18 protein-coding genes are annotated in these 20,305 nt (G+C 74.2%); 9 read left to right on the top strand and 9 right to left on the bottom strand.

Annotated elements, in window-relative coordinates; all coding sequences use genetic code 11:
* Positions 1 to 8: 8 nt before the first annotated feature.
* Positions 9 to 299, top strand: a complete 291-nt coding sequence (locus tag HGB44_RS07265; RefSeq protein ID WP_061081951.1) for a DUF2087 domain-containing protein — start codon at positions 9 to 11, stop codon at positions 297 to 299.
* A gap of 222 nt (positions 300 to 521) precedes the next feature.
* Here HGB44_RS07265 and HGB44_RS07270 read toward each other — a convergent pair whose 3' ends face one another.
* Positions 522 to 1,412, bottom strand: coding sequence for an NAD(P)-dependent oxidoreductase (locus HGB44_RS07270; protein WP_061081950.1), 891 nt, complete (start codon positions 1,410 to 1,412; stop codon positions 522 to 524).
* A gap of 96 nt (positions 1,413 to 1,508) precedes the next feature.
* Between HGB44_RS07270 and HGB44_RS07275 the strand changes: the two genes are divergently transcribed.
* Positions 1,509 to 1,865, top strand: coding sequence for a winged helix-turn-helix transcriptional regulator (locus tag HGB44_RS07275; RefSeq protein ID WP_061081949.1), 357 nt, complete (start codon positions 1,509 to 1,511; stop codon positions 1,863 to 1,865).
* Between the two features lie 16 nt (positions 1,866 to 1,881).
* Here the strand turns inward: HGB44_RS07275 and HGB44_RS07280 are convergent, their stop codons facing one another.
* Genes HGB44_RS07280 through aroA form a run of 3 tightly spaced genes read right to left on the bottom strand, consistent with a single transcriptional unit; the run spans position 1,882 to position 4,513 of the window.
* Positions 1,882 to 2,118: a hypothetical protein gene (locus tag HGB44_RS07280; RefSeq protein ID WP_168443977.1), complete on the bottom strand. Its 237-nt coding sequence runs from the start codon at positions 2,116 to 2,118 to the stop codon at positions 1,882 to 1,884.
* A gap of 35 nt (positions 2,119 to 2,153) precedes the next feature.
* On the bottom strand, positions 2,154 to 3,170 hold the full coding sequence (gene rsgA, locus HGB44_RS07285) for a ribosome small subunit-dependent GTPase A (RefSeq protein WP_061083742.1): 1,017 nt from the start codon (positions 3,168 to 3,170) through the stop codon (positions 2,154 to 2,156).
* On the bottom strand, positions 3,167 to 4,513 hold the full coding sequence (gene aroA / locus HGB44_RS07290; protein ID WP_061083743.1) for a 3-phosphoshikimate 1-carboxyvinyltransferase: 1,347 nt from the start codon (positions 4,511 to 4,513) through the stop codon (positions 3,167 to 3,169). Before aroA ends, rsgA begins: the two co-directional genes overlap by 4 nt.
* Positions 4,514 to 4,725: 212 nt before the next feature.
* Here aroA and HGB44_RS07295 point away from each other — a divergent pair, with 212 nt between their 5' ends.
* Positions 4,726 to 5,901 (top strand): cysteine desulfurase family protein, encoded by a 1,176-nt coding sequence (locus HGB44_RS07295; protein ID WP_061083744.1) that lies wholly within the window; start codon positions 4,726 to 4,728, stop codon positions 5,899 to 5,901.
* A 183-nt stretch (positions 5,902 to 6,084) separates the two neighbouring features.
* Here the strand turns inward: HGB44_RS07295 and HGB44_RS07300 are convergent, their stop codons facing one another.
* On the bottom strand, positions 6,085 to 6,771 hold the full coding sequence (locus tag HGB44_RS07300; RefSeq protein ID WP_061083745.1) for a peptidylprolyl isomerase: 687 nt from the start codon (positions 6,769 to 6,771) through the stop codon (positions 6,085 to 6,087).
* A 293-nt stretch (positions 6,772 to 7,064) separates the two neighbouring features.
* Here HGB44_RS07300 and HGB44_RS07305 point away from each other — a divergent pair, with 293 nt between their 5' ends.
* Together HGB44_RS07305 and HGB44_RS07310 are read left to right on the top strand one after the other, a co-directional pair.
* A complete protein-coding gene (locus HGB44_RS07305; RefSeq protein ID WP_061080420.1) occupies positions 7,065 to 7,877 on the top strand; it encodes a helix-turn-helix domain-containing protein in 813 nt (270 codons plus the stop codon).
* Between the two features lie 66 nt (positions 7,878 to 7,943).
* Positions 7,944 to 9,152, top strand: coding sequence for an amidohydrolase (locus HGB44_RS07310; RefSeq protein WP_061080424.1), 1,209 nt, complete (start codon positions 7,944 to 7,946; stop codon positions 9,150 to 9,152).
* A gap of 154 nt (positions 9,153 to 9,306) precedes the next feature.
* Here the strand turns inward: HGB44_RS07310 and HGB44_RS07315 are convergent, their stop codons facing one another.
* Positions 9,307 to 10,131, bottom strand: coding sequence for a TIGR03089 family protein (locus HGB44_RS07315; protein ID WP_061080423.1), 825 nt, complete (start codon positions 10,129 to 10,131; stop codon positions 9,307 to 9,309).
* Positions 10,132 to 10,288: 157 nt separating this feature from the next.
* On the opposite strand from HGB44_RS07315, the gene HGB44_RS07320 reads away from it, so the two are divergent.
* The 3 genes from HGB44_RS07320 to HGB44_RS07330 are packed head-to-tail and all read left to right on the top strand — an operon-like array spanning position 10,289 to position 14,438.
* Complete coding sequence (locus HGB44_RS07320) at positions 10,289 to 12,340, top strand: hypothetical protein (protein WP_061080419.1); 2,052 nt, start codon at positions 10,289 to 10,291, stop codon at positions 12,338 to 12,340.
* 47 nt (positions 12,341 to 12,387) lie between these two features.
* Entirely contained in the window at positions 12,388 to 13,323 is a 936-nt protein-coding gene (locus HGB44_RS07325) for a glycosyltransferase family 2 protein (protein WP_061080418.1), read from the top strand.
* Complete coding sequence (locus HGB44_RS07330) at positions 13,320 to 14,438, top strand: glycosyltransferase family 4 protein (protein ID WP_061080417.1); 1,119 nt, start codon at positions 13,320 to 13,322, stop codon at positions 14,436 to 14,438. Before HGB44_RS07325 ends, HGB44_RS07330 begins: the two co-directional genes overlap by 4 nt.
* A gap of 55 nt (positions 14,439 to 14,493) precedes the next feature.
* Here the strand turns inward: HGB44_RS07330 and HGB44_RS07335 are convergent, their stop codons facing one another.
* The 3 genes from HGB44_RS07335 to HGB44_RS07345 form a co-directional block, all read right to left on the bottom strand.
* Positions 14,494 to 15,654 (bottom strand): CU044_5270 family protein, encoded by a 1,161-nt coding sequence (locus tag HGB44_RS07335; protein WP_061080416.1) that lies wholly within the window; start codon positions 15,652 to 15,654, stop codon positions 14,494 to 14,496.
* The gene (locus HGB44_RS07340; RefSeq protein WP_061080422.1) at positions 15,651 to 16,253 is read right to left on the bottom strand and encodes an RNA polymerase sigma factor; all 603 of its coding nucleotides are present in this window, start codon (positions 16,251 to 16,253) and stop codon (positions 15,651 to 15,653) included. The genes HGB44_RS07335 and HGB44_RS07340 overlap by 4 nt, the downstream gene beginning before the upstream one ends.
* Positions 16,254 to 16,450: 197 nt before the next feature.
* Positions 16,451 to 17,407, bottom strand: coding sequence for a lysylphosphatidylglycerol synthase transmembrane domain-containing protein (locus HGB44_RS07345; protein ID WP_061080415.1), 957 nt, complete (start codon positions 17,405 to 17,407; stop codon positions 16,451 to 16,453).
* Between the two features lie 196 nt (positions 17,408 to 17,603).
* Between HGB44_RS07345 and HGB44_RS07350 the strand changes: the two genes are divergently transcribed.
* On the top strand, positions 17,604 to 20,231 hold the full coding sequence (locus HGB44_RS07350) for a bifunctional FO biosynthesis protein CofGH (protein WP_082768343.1): 2,628 nt from the start codon (positions 17,604 to 17,606) through the stop codon (positions 20,229 to 20,231).
* The last annotated feature ends 74 nt before the right edge of the window (positions 20,232 to 20,305 follow it).

The raw sequence follows: 20,305 nt of genomic DNA on the forward strand, positions 1-20,305 counted from the left end.
GTGGCGGCGTGGTGGAGGGTCCGCTGACGGAGAGCGAGCGCCGGGAGGTGCTGCGCGCCTGCATGGCAGACGGGCGGATCACCGCGATCCCGGTCCGCCGCACCGCCCGGCTGGTCCTGCTCGACCAGGTCGCCCGGGCCTTCGAACCGGGGGTGCGCTACAGCGAGGCCGAGGTCAACACGGTCCTGAGCGGGTTCAGCGCCAACGTGGCGGTGCTGCGCCGCGGCCTGGTAGACGAGGGGTTCATGGAGCGCGACCGCACCCGGTACTGGCGCTGCGGCGGAACCGTGGAGGTCTGACCCCGTAAGGCGTCGCCGGTGCGGTTCCAGGGCCTTCGAGCCGTGATGATCCTATGCGCGTAGCCGGTGTCGGCTCTCGAACCCCGCTATGAGTACAAGATCACGCCGCGGAGCACCGGCATGATGAGCCCTGCCGGTCACTGCCGCCCCGGCAGTCCGGACCGGGCGGCCACAGCCGGTGGAAGCCGGTGCGGCCGCCCGGTGGGCGCTGCCCGCCCGCGTTCAGCGGCGGGGCGCGGCGAGCAGGTCCACCACCCCCGTATCGTCCTCGTCGCCGTGGCCCCGGGCGAGGCGGCGCTCCATCAGCTCCGCGTACGGTGCGAGGAGTTCGGTGCTCACCCCCTGCTCCTCGGCGGTGCGCAGCAGGGTCCGGTTGCCCCTCACCCGCATGGCGAGGTTGGACACGACGCCCGTGGTGTAGTCACCGCTCTCCAGGTGCTCCGCGGTGGTGTGGACGCCGAGGGTCATCGCGCCCAGCCAGTCCGCCAGCAGGGACCCGAACCCCCTCAGAGGCACGTCCTCGCCGCGGACCAGGGCGAAGGCGTGCGCGACCCCGGCGAACATGCCGCTCATCGCGCTGAGCAGGGCCACGTCGTACAGGTCGGCCAGCCCGGCGTCCCCGCCGACGAACACGGTCCCGGTCACGGCGGACAGGGCCGCCTCGTGCTCGGCGAAGGCCTCCTCGGAACCGCTGTAGAACACGTACCCGCCCGAGCCGGGGACGCCGATCATCGGCGGAACGGCCATGACGCCACCGCTGACGAAGCGGGCGCCGCGCCCGCGCGCCCACTCCGCGCGGGCCCGTGACTGCTCCGGAGTCCCGGTGGTGAGGTTGAACAGGTCCCGGTCCGCCAGGTCGGCGTCGGCCAGCGCCGCGCCCACGGAGTGGTCGTCGAGCAGGCAGGCCACCACCAGGCGGGCGGAGGCGACCGCCCCGGCCGCCGTCGCGGCGACGTCGGCGCCCTCCCGGGCCAACGGCTCGGCTCGGGACGGGGTCCGGTTCCAGACGGTCAGCGGGTACCCGGCGGCGAGCCAGGCGCGGGCGAGGGCGGTGCCCATGTCCCCGAGCCCGAGCAGGGCGACGCGGGGCTTGTCGGTGTCGTGTGCGTTCATGTGCACTAGGCTCGTCGCCCGTCGGAGCCCCGACAAGTACGCACTTCGAAGTGCGTGCGCACCTCGGGGTAAGCGTGCTGGCGGGATGGAGGGGCGATGGTCGGCGCACGGAGGCCCGGCGCGTACCACTGCGGTATCGACGCGGCGATGGACGTCATCGGCGGCAGGTGGAAGGTGCTGATCCTGTGGGCGCTGGAGGAGGAGCCGCGCCGCTTCGGTGAGCTGCGCCGGGCGCTCGACGGCGTCACCGAGAAGGTCCTGGCCTCCCACCTGCGCGAGCTGGAGCAGGACGGGATCGTGCACCGGGAGGACTTCGGCGAGGTGCCGCCCCGGGTCGAGTACTCGCTCACCCCGCTGGGGGAGTCCCTGAGCGAGGCCCTGGCCCCGCTCGGGGCCTGGGGCCGCGCGCACGTCCTCGGCGCCGCCGAACCGGTGGACGCCCACCGGAGCTGACGCCCTGGACCGCCCGTCACCGTTCGGCGGAGTGCTTTCCCGGGGAGCCCCGGCGCCGGAGGGGCCGTACGAGGAGAACCGCCTGCCAGGCGAGCGCGACGACGGCGAGCCCGAGGAGCACGTAGGCGAGGACCGTCAGGTCCGGCCCGCCGTTCCCCATCCATATGTCCAGGAGCACCGCCGCCGTCACGAGGAGGGCGCTGGCGGCCCCCGTGACGCCCACCGCGCTCGTACGTCTGCCGTCGTCCTTCATGGGGGTTCCTCCGGAGTACAGGGGGGTGGTGCCGGTCAGGACTCGTTCTCGTCGGTGTCCCCGGTGTCCCCCTCGCGGCTGGTGAGCAGGCGGCGCAGGGAGGCCACGCGGTCCGGGTCGAGTTGCCCCCGCTCCAGCGCGGCCTGGATCGCGCAGCCGGGGGCGTCGGGCTGGTGGGAGCACCCCGCGGGGCAGTCCTCGGCGGCCCCGGCCAGGTCGGCGAAGCCCTCGACGATGTCCTCGGGGTCGATGTGGGCCAGGCCGAAGCTGCGCACGCCCGGGGTGTCGATCAGCCAGCCGCCCTCGAAGGGCAGCGCGGCGGCGGACGTGGAGGTGTGGCGGCCCCGTCCGGTGACGGCGTTGACGTGGCCCACGGCCCGGTCGGTGCCGGGGACGAGCCGGTTGACCAGGGTGGACTTGCCCACTCCGGAGGAGCCCACGAGCACGGTGGTGCGGTCGGCCAGACGGGCGCGCAGGCCGTCCAGGCCGCTCTCGGGGTCGAGCACCTCATAGGGCACGCCCAGGGGCGCGTACACCCGCACCAGCTCGTCCGGGTCGGCCAGGTCGGCCTTGGTCAGGCACAGCAGGGGGGCGAGCCCGGCGTCGTAGGCGGCGACCAGGCAGCGGTCCACGAAGCGCGGTTGCGGCGCGGGGTCGGCCAGGGCGCAGACGATCGCCAGCTGGTCGGCGTTGGCCACGATCACCCGCTCGACCGGGTCGGTGTCGTCGGCCGTGCGTCTGAGCACGGACTCGCGCTCCCTGACCCGCACGACACGGGCCAGGGTGTCGGGTCTGCCGGACAGGTCGCCGACCACGTCGACGCGGTCGCCGACCACGATCGAGCCGCGGCCGAGCTCACGGGCCTTCATCGCCACGACGGGAACGCCGTTGACCAGGCAGCGGTACCGGCCCCGGTCCACGGCGGTGACCAGGCCCTCCACGGCGTTCTCGTGCTTGGGCCGGTTGCGGGTGCGGGGGCGCGAACCGCCCCGGGCGCGCACGCGGATGTCGTCCTCGTCCAGGTGGCGTCCCCCGCCCCGCGTGCGGCTCATGCCAGGGCCTCCGCCCACAGGCCCGGGAAGTCGGGCAGGGTCTTGCGCGTGGTGGCGATGTTCTCCACCTCCACCCCGGGCACCGCGAGCCCGATCACCGCTCCCGAGGTGGCCATCCGGTGGTCGTCGTAGGAGTGGAACACCCCGCCGTGCATCGGGCGCGGGTTGATGACCAGCCCGTCGGGCAGCTCCTCGGCGTCGCCGCCCAGCCGGTTGATCTCGGCGGCCAGCGCGGCGATGCGGTCGGTCTCGTGGCGGCGCAGGTGCGCGATGCCGGTCAGCCGGGAGGGGGTCGCGGCGAGCGCGGCCACGGCGGCGACGGTGGGCGTGAGCTCGCCCACGTCGCGCAGGTCGGCGTCGATGCCCAGGATCCGGCCGGTGCCGCGCAGGGTGAGCAGCCCCTCGGGAGAGCGGGAGACCTCGCCGCCCATCCGGGTGAACAGCGAGCGCAGCTCGTCGCCGGGCTGGGTGGTGTGCTCCGGCCAGTCCTCGACCGTCACCTCGCCCCCGGTGACCAGGGCGGCGGCCAGGAAGGGCGCGGCATTGGACAGGTCGGGCTCCACGGTGATGTCGGAGACCTTGACCGGTCCGGGCTCGACCCTCCAGGAGTTGTCGGCGGTGGACACGGTGACCCCGGCCGCGCGCAGCATCTCCACGGTCATGTCCAGGTGGGGCTGGGAGGGCACGGGGGGCCCGGAGTGGCGCACGTGCACGCCCTCGGTGAAGCGGGCGCCGCTCAGGAGGAGGGCCGACACGAACTGGGAGGAGCCGGAGGCGTCGAGCGTCACCTCGCCGCCGCGCACGGCGCCGGTGCCGTGCACGGCCATCGGCAGCGCGCCGCGGCCGCCGTCGTCGATGTCGGCGCCCAGGGCGCGCAGGGCGGCCAGCAGCTCGCCCACGGGCCGCTCACGGGCGCGCGGGTCACCGTCGAACTCCACGGTGCCCGAGGCCAGGGCCGCCACCGGCGGAACGAAGCGCATCACCGTGCCCGCGTTGCCGACGTCGACGGAGGCCGGGCCGCGCAGCGGGGCGGGGGTGACCGCCATGTCCTCCCCCTCCGCGGCGATCCCCGTGCCCAGGGCGCGCAGGGAGCCCGCCATCAGCTCGCTGTCCCGGCTGACCAGCGGACGGCGCACCAGGCACGGTGTCTCCGACAGGGCGGCCAGGACCAGCGCGCGGTTGGTCATCGACTTGGACCCCGGCAGCGACAGCCGGGCGCGCACCGGCCGCTCGGCCGTGGGCGCGGGCCAGTGCCCGCCGGGGGTCCCGGCCGAGCGCGGGGACGTGGCGGTGTCGGGGTTCTGGCCGGACTGGACGGGCTGCGAGGACGCGGACTCAGGCATGACACAAGGTTATCGGGATCGGCGCGGCCGCAGGCGAACGCCTTCCCGCCTGTGGACGACCCGTCGGACGGGAGCGCGCCCGTTTCGGCGGCACGTCCGGCGGCCGGCCCGGCGCCCGCTTCGGCCGAGGCTCCGGCGGCCGGCCCGGCGTCGCGTCCGTCACGGGCCCGGAGAGGCCGGCCGGCCCGGGGCGGACGTATCCTTGTCAGGCCATGGTGTATCTGGATCACGCTGCCACGACCGACGTGCGCCCCGAGGCCGCCGCCGACATCGCGGCCGAGCTCGGCGCCCTCGGAAACCCGTCGTCCCTGCACGCCCACGGGCGCTCCGCGCGCCGCACGGTGGAGGAGGCGCGCGAACGCCTGGCCGGGGCGCTCGGCTCGACCCCGCACGAGGTGGTCTTCACCGGGGGCGGTACCGAGTCGGACAACATCGCCGTCAAGGGCCTGTACTGGGCGCGCAACACACCCGGCGCCCACAGGCCCAGGATCCTCACCAGTGCCGTCGAGCACCACGCCGCCCTCGACCCCGCGCACTGGATGGCCGAGCACCAGGGCGCGGTGCACGAGAAGGTCCCCGTGGACGCGTTGGGCCGGGTGGACCCCGAGGCCCTGCGGGAGACGATCGAGGGCGGCTCCGGGCCCGGGGCGGTCGCGCTCGTGTCGGTCATGTGGGCCAACAACGAGGTGGGCACGGTGCAGCCGGTCCGGGAGCTGGCCGCCGTCGCCGCCGAGTACGGCATCCCCTTCCACACCGACGCCGTTCAGGCCGTGGGCGTGGAACCGGTCGACTTCGCCGTGAGCGGGGTGAGCGCGCTGACGGTCAGCGGACACAAGCTCGGCGGCCCGGTGGGCGCGGGCGCGCTGCTGGTCGCGCGCGGCCTGGCCCCGGTACCGGTCCTGCACGGCGGGGGCCAGGAGCGCGACATCCGCTCGGGCACCCTGTCCCCGCCGCTGCTGCGCGGGCTGGCCACGGCCGTCCACCTGGCGGTCGCCGAACGCGAGGAGCACGCCAAGCACCTGGCGGCCCTGCGCGACGAACTGGAGGAGGGGGTCCGCGCCGCGGTCCCCGACGCGGTCGTCAACGGCGACCCCGCGCGCAGGCTGCCGGGGATCTCGCACATCTCCTTCCCCGGCTGCGAGGGGGACGCGCTGCTCATGCTCCTGGACGCCAAGGGCATCTCCTGCTCGACCGGTTCGGCCTGCTCGGCGGGGGTGGCCCAGCCCAGCCACGTGCTGCTGGAGATGGGCGCCGACGCGGGGACCGCGCTGAGCAGCCTGCGCCTGTCGCTGGGCCGCACCTCCACCCGGGAGGACGTGGCGGCGCTGGCGCGGGCCATCGGACCGGCCGTGGAGCGGGCCAGGGCCGCGCGCGCCAGACGTCGCTAGCGCCCTGACCACGAGGGTTCGCCGGGGCCGCCCCCTCCGCCGTGATCTTGCACCTCTAGCGCGTCTCGACCGCCCAACCTCGCTACAAGTACAAGATCACTGCATGTCAGGGCTCTTGTGGCACACCAGCAGCGTTTCCGGCCGGTCCGCTTGAGGGACGCGGCGGCCCCGGACACGGGGCGGCTACTCCGCGCGGTGCACGGTGACGGACTCGATGGTCACGTCCTGGGCGGGGCGGTCGTTCATGTCGGTCTCCGCGTTGGCGATGCCGTTCACCACCTCCATGGAGGCCTCGTCCGCGACGTGCCCGAAGATCGTGTGCAGGCCGTTCAGGTGCGGGGTGGGCTCGACGGTGATGAAGAACTGCGAACCGTTGGTGTCCGGGCCGCGGTTGGCCATGGCCAGCACGCCCGGCTCGGAGAACTCCCGGCCGGAGTCGAACTCGTCCTCGAAGGTGTAGCCCGGGCCGCCCTGGCCGGTGCCCTGCGGGTCGCCGCCCTGGATCATGAACCCGTCGATCACCCGGTGGAACACGGTGCCGTCGTAGAACGCGGCCTCGCCCGTCGCCGGGTTGGGCACGCCCTCGCCCTCGGCGAGGCCCACGAAGTTGGACACCGTGACGGGCGCCTCCTCGGGGAACAGCTCCAGTTCGATGTCGCCCTCGCTGGTGTGCAGCGTGGCGCCCTCGACTCCGGTGACGTCCACCTCGGCGGGGCTGCCGGTCTGCTCGGAGGCGGTCTCCTCCGGCGTGCCGCCGCCCTCCGATCCGCCCTGGTCGGCCGGGGCTGCGGCACCGTTGGCGCAGGCGGAGGTGGCGAGCAGGGCGGTGCAGGCCAGGAGGGCTGTCGCCGGGAGGGGCAGAAGCTTCATCGGTTCACTTCCGGAGAATGAGGATCGCAGCTGGGCGGCACACAGGCTACTCGGCCGGGGGAAGTGCCCTCGTCAGCGGGTTGGCTTTCCGTCATGGGGCGGCCACGGTCCGCCCCGGGGCGGACCGTGGCCGCCCCGCCGCGACGCCCCGATGACTTGTCACGGATCGCCGTACCCGTCCGGTCGCTTGACCGACGACCCCGGCACGGGAGAGGGTCGGAAGAGGACGGGGCGGGGCACCGGCGGTGTGCCGGGCGCGAGGCCCCGCCGGGCGCTGGAGGGAGGGAAGTGGAGTGAACACCGCACTGCCGTCCGCGATGTGGCTCCCCTTCGCCGCGAGGGTACTGCGCGCGCGCTCCGACAGGGGGCTCTCACGCGCCGAACTCGCCGCGACGGTGGGGGTGACCGACGACAAGCTCCGCGAGGTGGAGAACGCGCACTGTCGACCGGCCCGTTCGCTGGTCGAACGGGTGGACAACGCACTGGGCGCCGAGCACCAGCTCGTGGACGCCTGGGCGATCACCCTCCAGGCGGAGGCCTTCCCCAACGAGTTCGGCGACCAGCGCGAGCTGGGCGTCCACGCCACCCACCTGTGGGAACACCAGCCCATGGCGGTCCCGGCGTTCCTGCGCACCCGCGAGTACTCGCGCGCGGTGCTGCGCCCGCGCCATCCGGACCTGTCCCCGGACGAGGTCGAGGAGATGGTGGAGGAGGAGATGGCCCACCGGGCCGCGATGACCGGAACGGAGGGGCCCGTGCTGCGGGTGGTCCTCAACGAGTCGGCCCTCCAGCGCCCGCAGGGCGGCGCCGCCGTCCTCAACGCCCAGCGCGACTTCCTCGCCGACCTGGTCGAGGCGGGCATCGTCACCCTGGGCGTGATCCCCGAGCAGACGCCGAACCACCCCGGGCTGGGCGGAGCCTTCCGGCTGATGGAGTTCGCCGACCGCCCCAGCATGGTCTACGCGTTCGCGGCCGAGGGCGGGGACCTGACCGCCGAACCCGAGCAGGTGGGCCGCTGCACCACGGTGCGCGAGGCCATCGAGGCCGCGACCGTGGAACTCACTCCGGAGTCGGCACTGCTCACCGCCCGCTGGCCGGCGGGGTAGCGGGCCGCCCGCCGAAACCCCCGGAGGCCTTGGGGGTACGCCCCGTGATGGGCTAGGTTGCCCGCCATGGATATCGCGATCACATCCGGATACGTCGTCCCCGTCGACGGAGACCCCATCGACGGGGGCACCGTCCTCATCTCCGACGGCCGGATCGCCGCCGTCGGCGCCGACGTCACGGTCCCCGAGGGCGCCACCGTCGTCGACGCCTCCGGCAAGTGGGTGCTCCCCGGTTTCGTGGAGGCCCACGGCCACATCGGCATCGACGAGGAGGGCATCGGCTGGGCCGGTGACGACACCAACGAGATGACCGACCCCAACGGCGCCCGCATGCGCGCGCTGGACGCCATCAACCCCGCCGACCGCGGCTTCGCCGACGCCCTGTCCGGAGGCGTCACCAGTTCGGTCGTCAAGCCCGGTTCGGGCAACCCCATCGGCGGCCAGACCGTGGCGGTCAAGTGCTGGGGCCGCAGCATGGAGGACCGCCTGATCCGGCACCCGGCCAGTGTCAAGAGCGCTCTGGGCGAGAACCCCAAGCGGGTCTACGGCAACAAGGACAAGCTGCCCTCCACCCGCCAGGGAGTGGCCGCCGTCATCCGCGACGCCTTCACCAAGGCCCAGGACTACCGGGCCAGGCGCGAGCACGCGGCCTCGGAGGGCACCCCGTTCGACCGGGACAACACCCTGGAGGTGCTGGTCCGGGTCCTGGACGGCGAGCTCCCGTGGTGCCAGCACACGCACAGGGCCGACGACATCCACACCGCGATGCGCCTGTCCGACGAGTTCGGCTACCGGCTGATCATCAACCACTGCACCGAGGGCCACCTGCTGGCCGACGAGATCGCCGAGCGCGGTATCCCCGTCATCACCGGCCCGCTCATGACCAGCCGTTCCAAGGTGGAGGTCAACAACAAGACCCTGGCCAACCCCGGCATCCTCGACCGGGCGGGTGTCAAGGTCGCCCTGACCACCGACCACCCGGTCGTCCCGATCGAGTTCCTGGTCCACCAGGCCACCCTGTGCGTCAAGGAGGGCATGGACCCGGTCTCCGCGATCCGAGCCCTCACGGTCAACCCCGCCGAGATCATGGGCATCTCCGACCGGGTCGGCGCACTCAGGCCGGGCCTGGACGCCGACGTGGTCGTGTGGTCGGGCGACCCGCTGGACGTGATGAGCCGCGCCCTGCGCGTGTTCGTCGACGGGCGCGAGGTCTACACCTACGACGAGCGCACACGCGAGCGCACCGTGCTCGACGCCTACTACCGCGAGGGGTGAACGGCCGCGCCGGGCCCCCTGCCCCGGGTTCCCGGACGCTCCGCTGCCGACGGACAGCGGTCGGGCGGCGGGCTGGCACACCTGGTCAGTCCGCCGCCCGACACGGAGGCGTCACGGAGAGGGGAGCGGGCCGGGGTCCGCCGAACACGTCCTCCTAGGACAGCTCCACCGTCCGGAAGGGCGCCCCGTCCGGCGGAGCCGTGGCGCCGGACCCCTCGGCCCCGCGGACCGCCACGGTGACCTTCTCCATGCCGGTCCTGCGCAGCACCTCGTCCGGGCCCGCGGAGCCCAGCGGCGTCAGGACGATCGGAGAGCCCGCCGCGACCGGGGCCATCAGCAGTTCCGCGCCCCCGCCGAGCAGGGACAGCGGGGCGTCGGGTTCGGCGAACAGCGCCACACGGTCCTCGGCGTCCAGCGCCCACCGGTCCGCCCAGCGGCGGCCGCCGGAGGCCAGCTCCGCGCCGGTCCGGACGCCGGGGCCGCGCAGCGCGGGCGCTCCCGGGTCCACGGGGTAGGACGAGAAGTGGTCCCCGTGCCCGCGCACCTCCACCGAGTAGTCGAGGACCATGGGCGGCACGTCGGCCAGCGGCAGCCCCAGCGGGTGCAGGGACGTGCCCACCACCTCCTCGGCGCCGCTGTCCAGGGCGGCCTCCAGGCGGTCGGCGTCGGCCACGGCGACCTGGGCGCCCTCGGGCAGGTCCGCGCCGGGCCGCGCGAACTCCGCCACGGCCCCCACCGACCAGCACGAGAGCAGCCACACCAGCGACTGCCAGTGCACCGGCAGGGCGAGCACCACCCGGTCGTCCGGTTGCGCACCCAGACCGTCCACCAGCATGTTCGCGGTCTTGGACACCCAGTTGTCGAAGGTGGCGCGGGACAGCTCCACCCGGCCGCCCGAGGCGTCGTAGGAGGTCACGAACGGTCGGGACGGGTCGTCGGAGACCAGGGAGCGCCACAGCTGCGCGGGAGTTTCGGACATGACCGCCACTCTAGGGCGTCACACCGGGTCCGCGCGGACCCCGCGCGTGGACTGACTCGGGCGCCGGACAGGGCGTTTCGCGCTCTCCCCCAAGCGGGGTCCGCGCGTGAGCCGCCGCGGGTGTGCGTTGGTACCGGGGAGCTGTCAGAGTTGCCCCATGCGCTTGCTCCCCGGACGGTTCCTCGCCCGTGCCACCGCGCTCCCCGCGATCGCCGTCTCGGCCTGGCTCCTGGTGGCCTTCCCCCTCCTGGCCCTGGGTTCCCTCACCCCGCTGACGGCAGCCGTCCTCGGAACGCCCGCCGTGCTCGCGGCCTGCCTCCTGGTGCCCCGGCTCATCCCGGACCCGCCCGACCAGGAGGACGCGCCCTGGTGGCCGGTCGTCCTCGTCGTGCTGATCACGGTCGCCTTCGCCGCCGTGCAGATCGCCTACCACGCCGAGGCCCTGGTCATCCGCCGCGATCCGGCCTCCTACGCCATGTACACGGCGTGGATCGCCGAGAACGGGTTCCTGCCCATCCCGCAGCAGCGCGAGCTCATCGCGGGCGACGACCCCTCGCTCAGCTACGAGAGCCTGGCCCACTACCAGCGCGGCGACGTCATCTGGCCGCAGTTCATGGCCGGTGCGCCCCTGGTGGCCGCCATCGGCTACTGGCTCGGCGGGCTCGACGGGATGCTCGTCACGACGCCGGTCCTGGGCGCGCTGGGCGTGCTCACCTTCGCCGGGCTCACCGCGCGCCTGGTCGGGATCCGCTGGGCGCCCCTGGCCGCCCTGGTCCTGGCCGTGTGCCTGCCCCAGCAGTGGGTCAGCCGCTTCACCTACAGCGAGCCCGTCACCCAGATCCTGCTGCTGGGCGGCCTGGTCCTGGCCTACGACGCGCTCGTGCGGCGCACCCGGATCACCGACCGGTGGTCGTCCGCGCACACGCTGGCCGCCGTGGCGGGACTGGCGTTCGGACTGGGGCTCGTGGTGCGCATCGACGCGATCCGCGACCTGCTGCCCGTGATCGGGTTCGTCGGCCTGCTGCTGCTCGCCCGCCGGGGACAGGCCCTGCCGCTGCTGGGCGGGCTGGCCGCGGGGGTGGGGCTGGGACTGTACGCCGGGTACGGGCTGTCCCTGCCCTACCTGGAGTACCTCTCCGACTCCCTCAACCCCCTGCTGCTCATCAGCGCCGTCGTCATCGCCGTCACCATCGCGGCCACCGCCGCCCTGTGGCGCCACGGCATCCCGCACGTGGAACGCGTGCGCCGGCTGCCCGACGCGATGGCCGTGCTCGCCCTGCTCGCCATGGCGCTGTTCGCCGTCCGCCCCCTGCTGTGGCCGGACTACGGGCACGGCAGCGACTTCACCGACGGCTGGGTCGCCTACGTCCAGCAGCGCGAGGGCCTGCCCCTGGAGGGCAGCCGCACCTACTACGACATGAGCCTGTACTGGGTGGGCTGGTACGTGGGCCTGGCCACGGTCCTGTTCGCCTCGGTCGGCGTCGCCCACGTGCTGCGCCGCCTCTTCCAGCGGCGCGACCTCCAATGGCTGCTGCCCGTCATGCTGCTGGTGTGGACGGTCGGCACCACCCTGCTGCGCCCCGCCATCACCCCCGACCACCCCTGGGCCAGCAGACGGCTGATCGCGCTGGTCATCCCGGCGTTCATCCTGTTCGCCGTCTGGTTCCTGGCCTGGCTCACCCGCTACTGCGCCGTCGCCGCCCACTCCGGCCGGAGTACGGTGGTGGCCCGCGCCCTCCCGGTCGTGGTCGCCGCCAGCGCCGCGGTGGCGCTGCTCGTCCCCACCGTGGGCACGGCGGCCGCCGGGATCATGGGGTACAGACAGGACGTCGGCAGCGTCGCCGCCACGCACCGGTTGTGCGCGGCGCTGTCGGAGGACGCCTCGGTGGTCGTGGTCGACTCCGACATGGCCGGGAACTACATGCCCCTGCTGCGCAACGTCTGCGGGGTGCCCACCGCCTCCATGGACGAGCCGACCCCCCAGGACGTGGACCGCGTCGTCTCCGAGATCCACGAGCGCGAGCGCGACGCCGTGCTCGCCGCCTCCGACTGGCAGGTCCTGGAGGACCTCACCGGAGGCGAGGCCGAGCCGGAGCGCCCCTTCCACGTGAACGCCCGGATGGACCCGAGTACCCTCATGGAACCGCCGACCGGTTCCTGGGCCTTCAGGGGAAGCGTGTGGGTGTCCGTGTTCCCCGACGGGGGCTGAGGGCCAGGTCCGGCCCCTCCCGATCCCATCCCGCTGAAGAAGAACCCATGAGCGACAGAAGCGACGACGCACCCAGGCAGCACGGCGAGGACCAGCCGGTCCGCGTCACCATCGTGCTCCCCTGCTACAACGAGGAGAACCACGTCGTCGACGAGGTCAAACGGATCTGCGGCGCCATGGACGCCTCCGGGTACTCCTACGAGCTGCTGGCCGTGGACGACGCCTCCACCGACGCGACCCTGGCCCGGCTGCGCGACGTGGAGCCCCTCTACCCGCACATGCGCGTCATCGCGTTCGGGCACAACGGCGGGTCGGGCACCGTCCGCCGGGTCGGCAGCCAGCGGGCCCGAGGCGAGTTCGTCGTGTGGACCGACGCCGACATGAGCTACCCCAACGAGCGCATCCCCGAGCTGGTCGGCATGCTCGACGAGGACCCCGAGACCGACCAGGTCGTGGGCGCGCGCACCCAGGAGATGGGCAGCCACAAGGCCCTGCGGGTGCCCGCCAAGTGGGTCATCCGCAAGATCGCCGAACGCCTCACCAACACCCGCATCCCCGACCTCAACTCGGGCCTGCGCGTGTTCCGCCGCGACATCGCCCGCCCCTACCTGCGGCTGCTGCCGCCCGGGTTCTCCTGTGTCACCACCATCACGTTGGCCTTCCTGTCCAACCAGCACCCCGTCAGGTACGTGCCGATCGAGTACGCCAAGCGCGCGGGCACGTCCAAGTTCCACTTCGTCGGCGACGCCTACCGCTACATCCTCCAGGTGCTGCGCATGGTGATGTACTTCAACCCGCTCAAGGTGCTCATGCCGCCCGCCCTGGTGCTGCTGGGGGTCGGTGCCGCCAAGTTCGTCTTCGACCAGGTGCGCAACCCGCTCTACATCCCCAACAACACCGTCATGATCCTCATGACGGGGTTGATCATCGCGGCGATCGCCCTGCTGGCCGACCTCATCGTGCGCTCCAGGGAGAGCGCGTGAGCCCGGCGGCCCGGGTGGCCCTGGTCGGGCCCGCCCACCCCTACAAGGGCGGCGGCGCCCGGCACACCACCGAGCTGGCGCACCGGCTGCGCGCGCTCGGCCACCCCACGGCCGTGGAGTCCTGGCGGGCGCAGTACCCGGCCGCCCTCTACCCCGGCCGGCAGACCATCGACGAGCCCGAGGGCGAGCCCTACCCCGGCACCCGCCGCGAGCTGGCCTGGTACCGGCCGGACGGGTGGTGGAGGGCCGGGCGGCGCCTGGCCCGCGACGCCGACCTGGTGGTGCTCACCCTGTTCTCCCCGGTGCAGGTGCCCGCCTACCTGGGCGTCCTCGCCGGGGTGCGCTCCGTGCGGCGTTCCGGGGGCGCGCGGGTGGTGGCGCTGTGCCACAACGTGCTGCCCCACGAGCGGCGGGCCGTGGACGTGTCCCTCGTGCGGGCCCTGCTGCGGCGGGTGGACGGCGTGGTCACCCACTCGCCCGGGCAGGCGCGCCTGGCGGAGGGGCTCAGGGGGCCCGGGGCGCGGAGGCCCGTGGTCGCCGAGATGCCCCCGCACCTGCCCGGGACCGGCGGCGCCGCGGCCCCGGCGCCGGGGGAGCGGCGGCACCTGCTCTTCCTGGGTATCGTCCGCCCCTACAAGGGGGTGGACCTGCTGCTGCGGGCCCTGGCCGACGGGGCGCCCGAGGACGTGGCGCTCACCGTGGCCGGGGAGTTCTGGGGCGGCACCGCGGAGCTGGAGGAACTGGCCGCCGGGCTGGGGATCGCCGGCCGGGTCCGGCTGCGGGACGGGTACGTCCCCGCCGGCGAGCTGCCGGAGCTGTTCGCCTCGGCCGACGCGGTGGTGCTGCCCTACCGCACCGCCACCGCCACCCAGAACGTGTGGCTGGCGCACGAGCACGGGGTACCGGTGGTGGCGACCCGTGCCGGGACCCTCCCCGACCACGTGCGCGAGGGGGTCGACGGCCTGCTGTGCGCGCCGGGCGACGTCGCCGACCTGGCCCGCGCGCTGGGGGAGTTCTACGCGCCGGGGGAGCCCGAGCGGCTGCGCGCCGGGGTCCGCCCGGTGGAGGCGGAGCCGTACTGGCGGGCCTACACCGAGCGGCTGCTCGGAGCCTGAGGACGCCGCTCCGTCCCGGCGGGCGGGAACGGAGCGGCGGCGCCCTCCCCGGGTCTCACTCCTCCGTCAGCGGGTCGTGCTCGACCACGTCGGGCCACTCGTCCGTCCACCCGGTGGTCTGGTAGAGGCGGTAGTGGACCACGTCACCGGGCTCGCTCCAGTCGGACTCCGCCGCCGCGGGCTCGACCACGACCCGTTCGACGGAGAGGGGAAGGCCCGTCCCGGGGTCGAAGAGCACGCGCTCCTCGTAACGGCCCCGTTCCGCGTCGCCGAGGTCGAAGGCGACGCCCACGGCGGGCCGCCCGGACACGTCCTCCGTCACACCCTCGGCCGCGCGGACGCCGGGCATGTCCGCCAGGACCTCGTACACACCCGCCCTGACCTCGGGGGGGAGGGGGAGGTCCAGCGTGTCCGTGAGAAGTGAGAACCGTTGTTCGGACTCACCGTGGTATCCCTCCTCCATGAGCATCTCCTCCACGAACTCCTGGTCGACGTCCTCCGGCTGCTGCTCGTCCCACAGGACCCCCCTCAGCCGCGCGGGGTCCGAGGGCAGTTCCTGGAGTTCCCGGGGGGTCAGCGCGCCGTAGCCGAAGCCGTACGACGTGGCGCCGGCGTCCGCCGGGCCGCCGCCCTCCTCGGCGGTGGGGATCTCCGGGCGTTCGGACTCGGAGTCGTAGGGCCAGAAGGCGGGGGAGCCGTCGCGCTCCCACGCCGACCGGTCGTCCTCGTCGACCAGGGCCCAGTCCGTCGAAACGATGTCGTTGGTGGAGAGCCCCCGCTCCAGGTTCATCCACCTCTCCTCCTCGTAGACCCTGTAGACCCCGTACCTGTCGTCGTCGGGTCCCACCCCCCAGGCCTCGCCCCAGGTGTAGCGCTCGTACCAGACGGGCCCGTCGGACCGCTGGGACAGGGCGGCCTCGATGACGGGCGCCATGACCTCCACCGCTTCGGATCCGCCTCCGGGTCCGGCCGCGGGACCCACCGCGACCGTGTCCGGGTCGGGGGCACCGACCGGGCCCAGGACCAGGAGGGCGAACACGGCGGCGGCTGCCAGGACGGCCGCTCCGGACAGGGCCAGGGGCAGCAGTGAGACCGGCCGGGGGCGGGACGGCGGCCTGCCGCCGTCCGGGCGCCAGCCCGTGCGCAGGGCCAGTTCCTCGACGCCGGGTTCGCGGACGTCGGCCCGCATGCGGCGCAGGTGGTCGAGCTCGTTCACCGGAAGTCCTCCTTCACGGCCGTGGCGGCGGAGAGAGCGGCGCGCACCCGCTTGCGGGCGCGGTGCAGCCGGGAGCGCACGGTGCCCACGGGGACGCCGAGCACCCGTGCCGTCTCCTCGTAGGTCATCTCGCCCCAGGCGACCAGGAGCAGGGCGTCGCGGTCGCCCCTGGACAGGCGGGCCAGGGCGGCGGCCAGACTGCCGGAGAGCGCGGTGGCGTCCACGCGCGCGGCGGTGCTGTCGGCGAAGCTCTCCAGGACCGGGTCCACCCCGGTCCGCGCCAGGGCCCGGTAGTGGCGCTTCTCCGTGCGGTGGTGGCGGCGCACCAGGTTGGCGGCGATCCGCCAGAGCCAGGGACGGGCGTCGGGGTGGGCGGGGTCGTAGCGGTGGCGTTTGCGGAAGGCGATGTGGAAGGTCTCGGCGACCACGTCGTCGGCGTCCGGGCCGCCCAGCCGCCGGGCGACGTAGCGGTGCAGGGCGGGCGCGTGGCGGCGGAAGACCTCGCCGAAGCGCGTCGGCTCCTCCAGCGACCGCAGGATGACGGCCGCGTCGGTCTCCGCGTCGTCGGGCGCACCGGCCCGGGAGGCGGCAGGGGGCATGGGGGATCCCATCGCTTCGGATTCTGTCGGGGGTGGTCTCACACCCGTAGTAGCCCGATGCGGGGAGGAGGGTTCGCGGGTTGTCCGGTGTTTCGGGTGTGTCGCACATCACTTTCGCGCAGTCGGTGTCCGCGCGTCACTCCGGTGCCGCCGGTGTCCGGCCGGTCACGCTCGTGCCGCCGGGGCTGTGAACCGGGTCAGGGGCGCGGTCCGGGTACGGCCTCCGGTCCCGGCGCGGCCCGCTGGGACAGCAGCACCGACAACCCCGCCCAGGCCAGGTCCGCGACGGTCATCACCAACCGCGACAGCACCGCCACCACCAGCGCGGCCCCGGCGTCCACCACCGGTGACAGCGCCACCACCAGCACCGCCTCGCGCACCCCCAGGCCCGCCGGGGCGAACACCACCAGCAGCCCCAGCGTCCATGCCAGCGCGTAGGCGCCCACAGCCGGGCCGAGCGACCGCAGCGCCTCGCCGCCCACCGCCCAGGTCAGCAGCCACACGTGCAGCCCCAGGGGCACCCACGCCACCAGGGTCCACCCCACGGCGGCGGCCATGGACCTCCCGCGCACGTCCAGGGGCCCGGCCTCGGCGACCCCGCGGAACCGGGCGAATGGGCGGGCCGCCAGCCGGATCCCCCAGCCGACCACGCGCGGGTGCAGCCCGGCGAGCAGCAGGGGCGCCAGCGCCAGCGCCCACCACCAGCGGCGGGCCGCCTCCGCCGACGACAGCGGCAGGGCCACCGCCGCGACCGCCAGACCAGCCGCGACCGTCACCCCCACCGCGAGCAGGGTCGCCGCCGCGCCACGCGTGCGCGGCACGTTCCAGTCCCGGGCCAGCTCCACCTGGGCCACGAAGGCCCAGACCGAACCCGGCAGGTACTTGCCGAGCTGTCCCACGAACATGACGCGGGCCGCCGTGCGGCGGGGCAGGGGGGAGCCCATCCCGGCCAGCAACGCGCGCCAGGCGAGCATCTGCGCGGTGAGCCCCGCCATGCCCGTCAGCACCGCCGCGGGCAGCACCCACAGGGGCAGCGCCGCCGCGGCGTCCCGGGCCTGCTCCCAGTTCGCGCGCAGGGCCAGCCCCGCGCACACGCACACCACCAGGAACAGCGCCAACCGCACCCACGGGCTACCCCGCAGCCGACTCAGCACGTGGCCTCCCTCCCGTACGTGCCGACCCTACGCCGCCCGCGCACCCTCCCGGTTCCGGTCCGCCCGACCAGTCCCCGCAGGGCCTCCCCGTGCTCCCGGTCGGCGCCGGGACGCGGCGGTGGCGCCCCGCACACATCCGGGGCCACCGGTGGTGCGTCCGCACGCGCGCGAGGACCGGGGCGTAGGGTTGCGCCCTATGAGTGGTGCGAACGACCCGGCCCCCGTCCCCTCCCCGACCCCGTCCGCCATGCGCAGGGCACTGGCCCGCGCCCGTGACGGCAAGACCCTCGACGTCGCCGAGGCCGAGGTGCTCCTGCACGCCAGGGGCGAGGACCTGGACGTCCTCCTCGAACACGCCGCGAGGGTGCGCGACGCCGGACTGGAGGCCGCGGGCCGCCCCGGAGTCGTCACCTACAGCCGCAAGGTGTTCGTCCCCCTGACCCGCCTGTGCCGCGACCGCTGCCACTACTGCACGTTCGCCACGGTGCCCGGCCGCCTCGACGCCCCGTTCCTGTCGCCCGACGAGGTCCTGGACATCGCCCGGCGGGGCGCCGCGATGGGCTGCAAGGAGGCCCTGTTCACGCTCGGCGACCGGCCCGAGGACCGCTGGAAGCAGGCCGCCGAGTGGCTCAACGCCCACGGCTACGACGACACCCTGTCCTACGTGCGGGCCATGGCCATCATGGTGCTGGAGGAGACCGGCCTGCTCCCGCACCTGAACCCGGGCGTGCTCACCTGGGCCGACTTCCAGCGCCTCAAGCCCGTCGCCCCGTCCATGGGGATGATGCTGGAGACCACCTCCACCCGCCTGTTCACCGAGAAGGGCCAGGCCCACTACGGCAGCCCCGACAAGGATCCGGCGGTACGGCTGCGCGTGCTGGAGGACGCCGGGCGCTCCGGTGTCCCCTTCACCACCGGCATCCTCCTGGGCATCGGCGAGAACACCGCCGAGCGCGCCGAGTCGATCTTCGCGATGCGCGGCGCCTCCCGCCGTTACGGCGGCGTCCAGGAGGTCATCGTGCAGAACTTCCGGGCCAAGCCCGCGACCGCGATGATGCACCGGCCCGACGCCGAACGCGAGGAGATGGCCGCCGCCATCGCCGTCACCCGCCTGGTCATGGGGCCCAGGGCGCACGTGCAGGCGCCGCCCAACCTCATCGGCGCCGAGCACGGGGGCGTGGACGAGTACGGGCTGATGCTGCGCGCGGGCATCGACGACTGGGGCGGCGTCTCCCCGCTCACCCCCGACCACGTCAACCCGGAGCGGCCCTGGCCGCAGATCGACGACCTGGCCGCGCGCACCGCCGCCCACGGCTTCGCCCTGCGCGAGCGGCTCACCGTCTATCCCGAGTACGTCCTGGCCGGTGAGCCCTGGCTGGACCCGCGCGTGGCCGGGCACGTGGCCGCGCTCGCCGACCCCGGGACCGGCCTGGCCCGCGAGGACGCGCCCGTGGTGGGCCGCCCCTGGCAGGAGCCCGAGGCGGTGCTGGTCTCCTCCGGCCGCACCGACCTGCACACGGGGATCGACACCGAGGGGCGCACCGCCGACCGCCGCGGCGACTTCGACGCCGTCTACGGGGACTGGGACGAGCTGCGCTCCGGCGTGGACCGCGAGGGAGCCGTGCCGCGCAGGTTCGACCCCGACATCGCGGCGGCGCTGCGCAGCGCCGAGTCCGACCCCGCGGGCCTGTCCGACGACGAGGCGCTCGCCCTCCTGCACGCCGACGGGGCCGAACTGGAGGCGCTGGCCGACCTGGCCGACCGGGTGCGCCGGGACACCGTCGGCGACGACGTCACCTACGTCGTGACCAGGAACATCAACTTCACCAACGTCTGCTACACCGGGTGCCGCTTCTGCGCGTTCGCCCAGCGCCGCACCGACGCCGACGCCTACACGCTCTCCCTGGAACAGGTCGCCGACCGGGCCGAGGAGGCCTGGAAGGCCGGGGCGACCGAGGTGTGCATGCAGGGCGGCATCCACCCGGACCTGCCCGGCACCGCCTACTTCGACATCGCCGCCGCCGTGCGCGAGCGCGTCCCGGACATGCACGTCCACGCGTTCAGCCCGATGGAGGTGGTCAACGGGGCGGCGCGCACGAACCTGCCGGTCCGCGAGTGGCTGCTGCGCGCCCGCGAGGCCGGGCTCGGCTCCGTGCCGGGCACCGCCGCGGAGATCCTCGACGACGAGGTCCGCTGGATCCTCACCAAGGGCAAGCTGCCCGCGGCCGAGTGGATCGACGTCATCACGTCCGCGCACGACCTGGGCATCCCCACCACGTCCACGATGATGTACGGGCACGTGGACTCGCCCAGGCACTGGGTGGCGCACATCAAGCTGCTGCGCTCCCTCCAGGAGCGGGCGGTGGAGCGCAACGGCCGCCGGGGGTTCACCGAGTTCGTCCTGCTGCCGTTCGTCCACACCAACGCGCCCATCTACCTGGCCGGGCTGGCCCGCACCGGGCCGACCGTCCGGGAGAACCGCGCCGTGCACGCCCTGGCCCGCCTGCTGCTGCACGGGCACGTCGACAACATCCAGTGCTCGTGGGTCAAGCTCGCCGAGGACACCTGCCGCCAGCTGCTCTCGGGCGGGGTGAACGACGTCGGCGGCACCCTGATGGAGGAGACCATCAGCCGGATGGCGGGGTCGGGGCAGGGGTCGTTCAAGACCATCAGCGACATCCGCGCGCTGGTCGAGCCGACGGGCCGCCCCGTCCGCCAGCGCACCACGACCTACGGTCCGGTGTCGCAGGAGCGCCAGCGCGCGGCCGAGGCCAGCGACGGCGTGGCCCCCAGCGTCCGGCGCCCCTCCCTGCCGCTGGTCTAGAGGGGGAGAGAGGGGGGCGAAGCGCCGGGGGACGGCGCTTCGCCCCCCTCTCGTGGGGGTCGGCGGCCCGTCAG

The organism is Nocardiopsis alborubida, from assembly GCF_012396365.1.
GTDB classification, from domain to species: Bacteria; Actinomycetota; Actinomycetes; order Streptosporangiales; family Streptosporangiaceae; genus Nocardiopsis; species Nocardiopsis alborubida.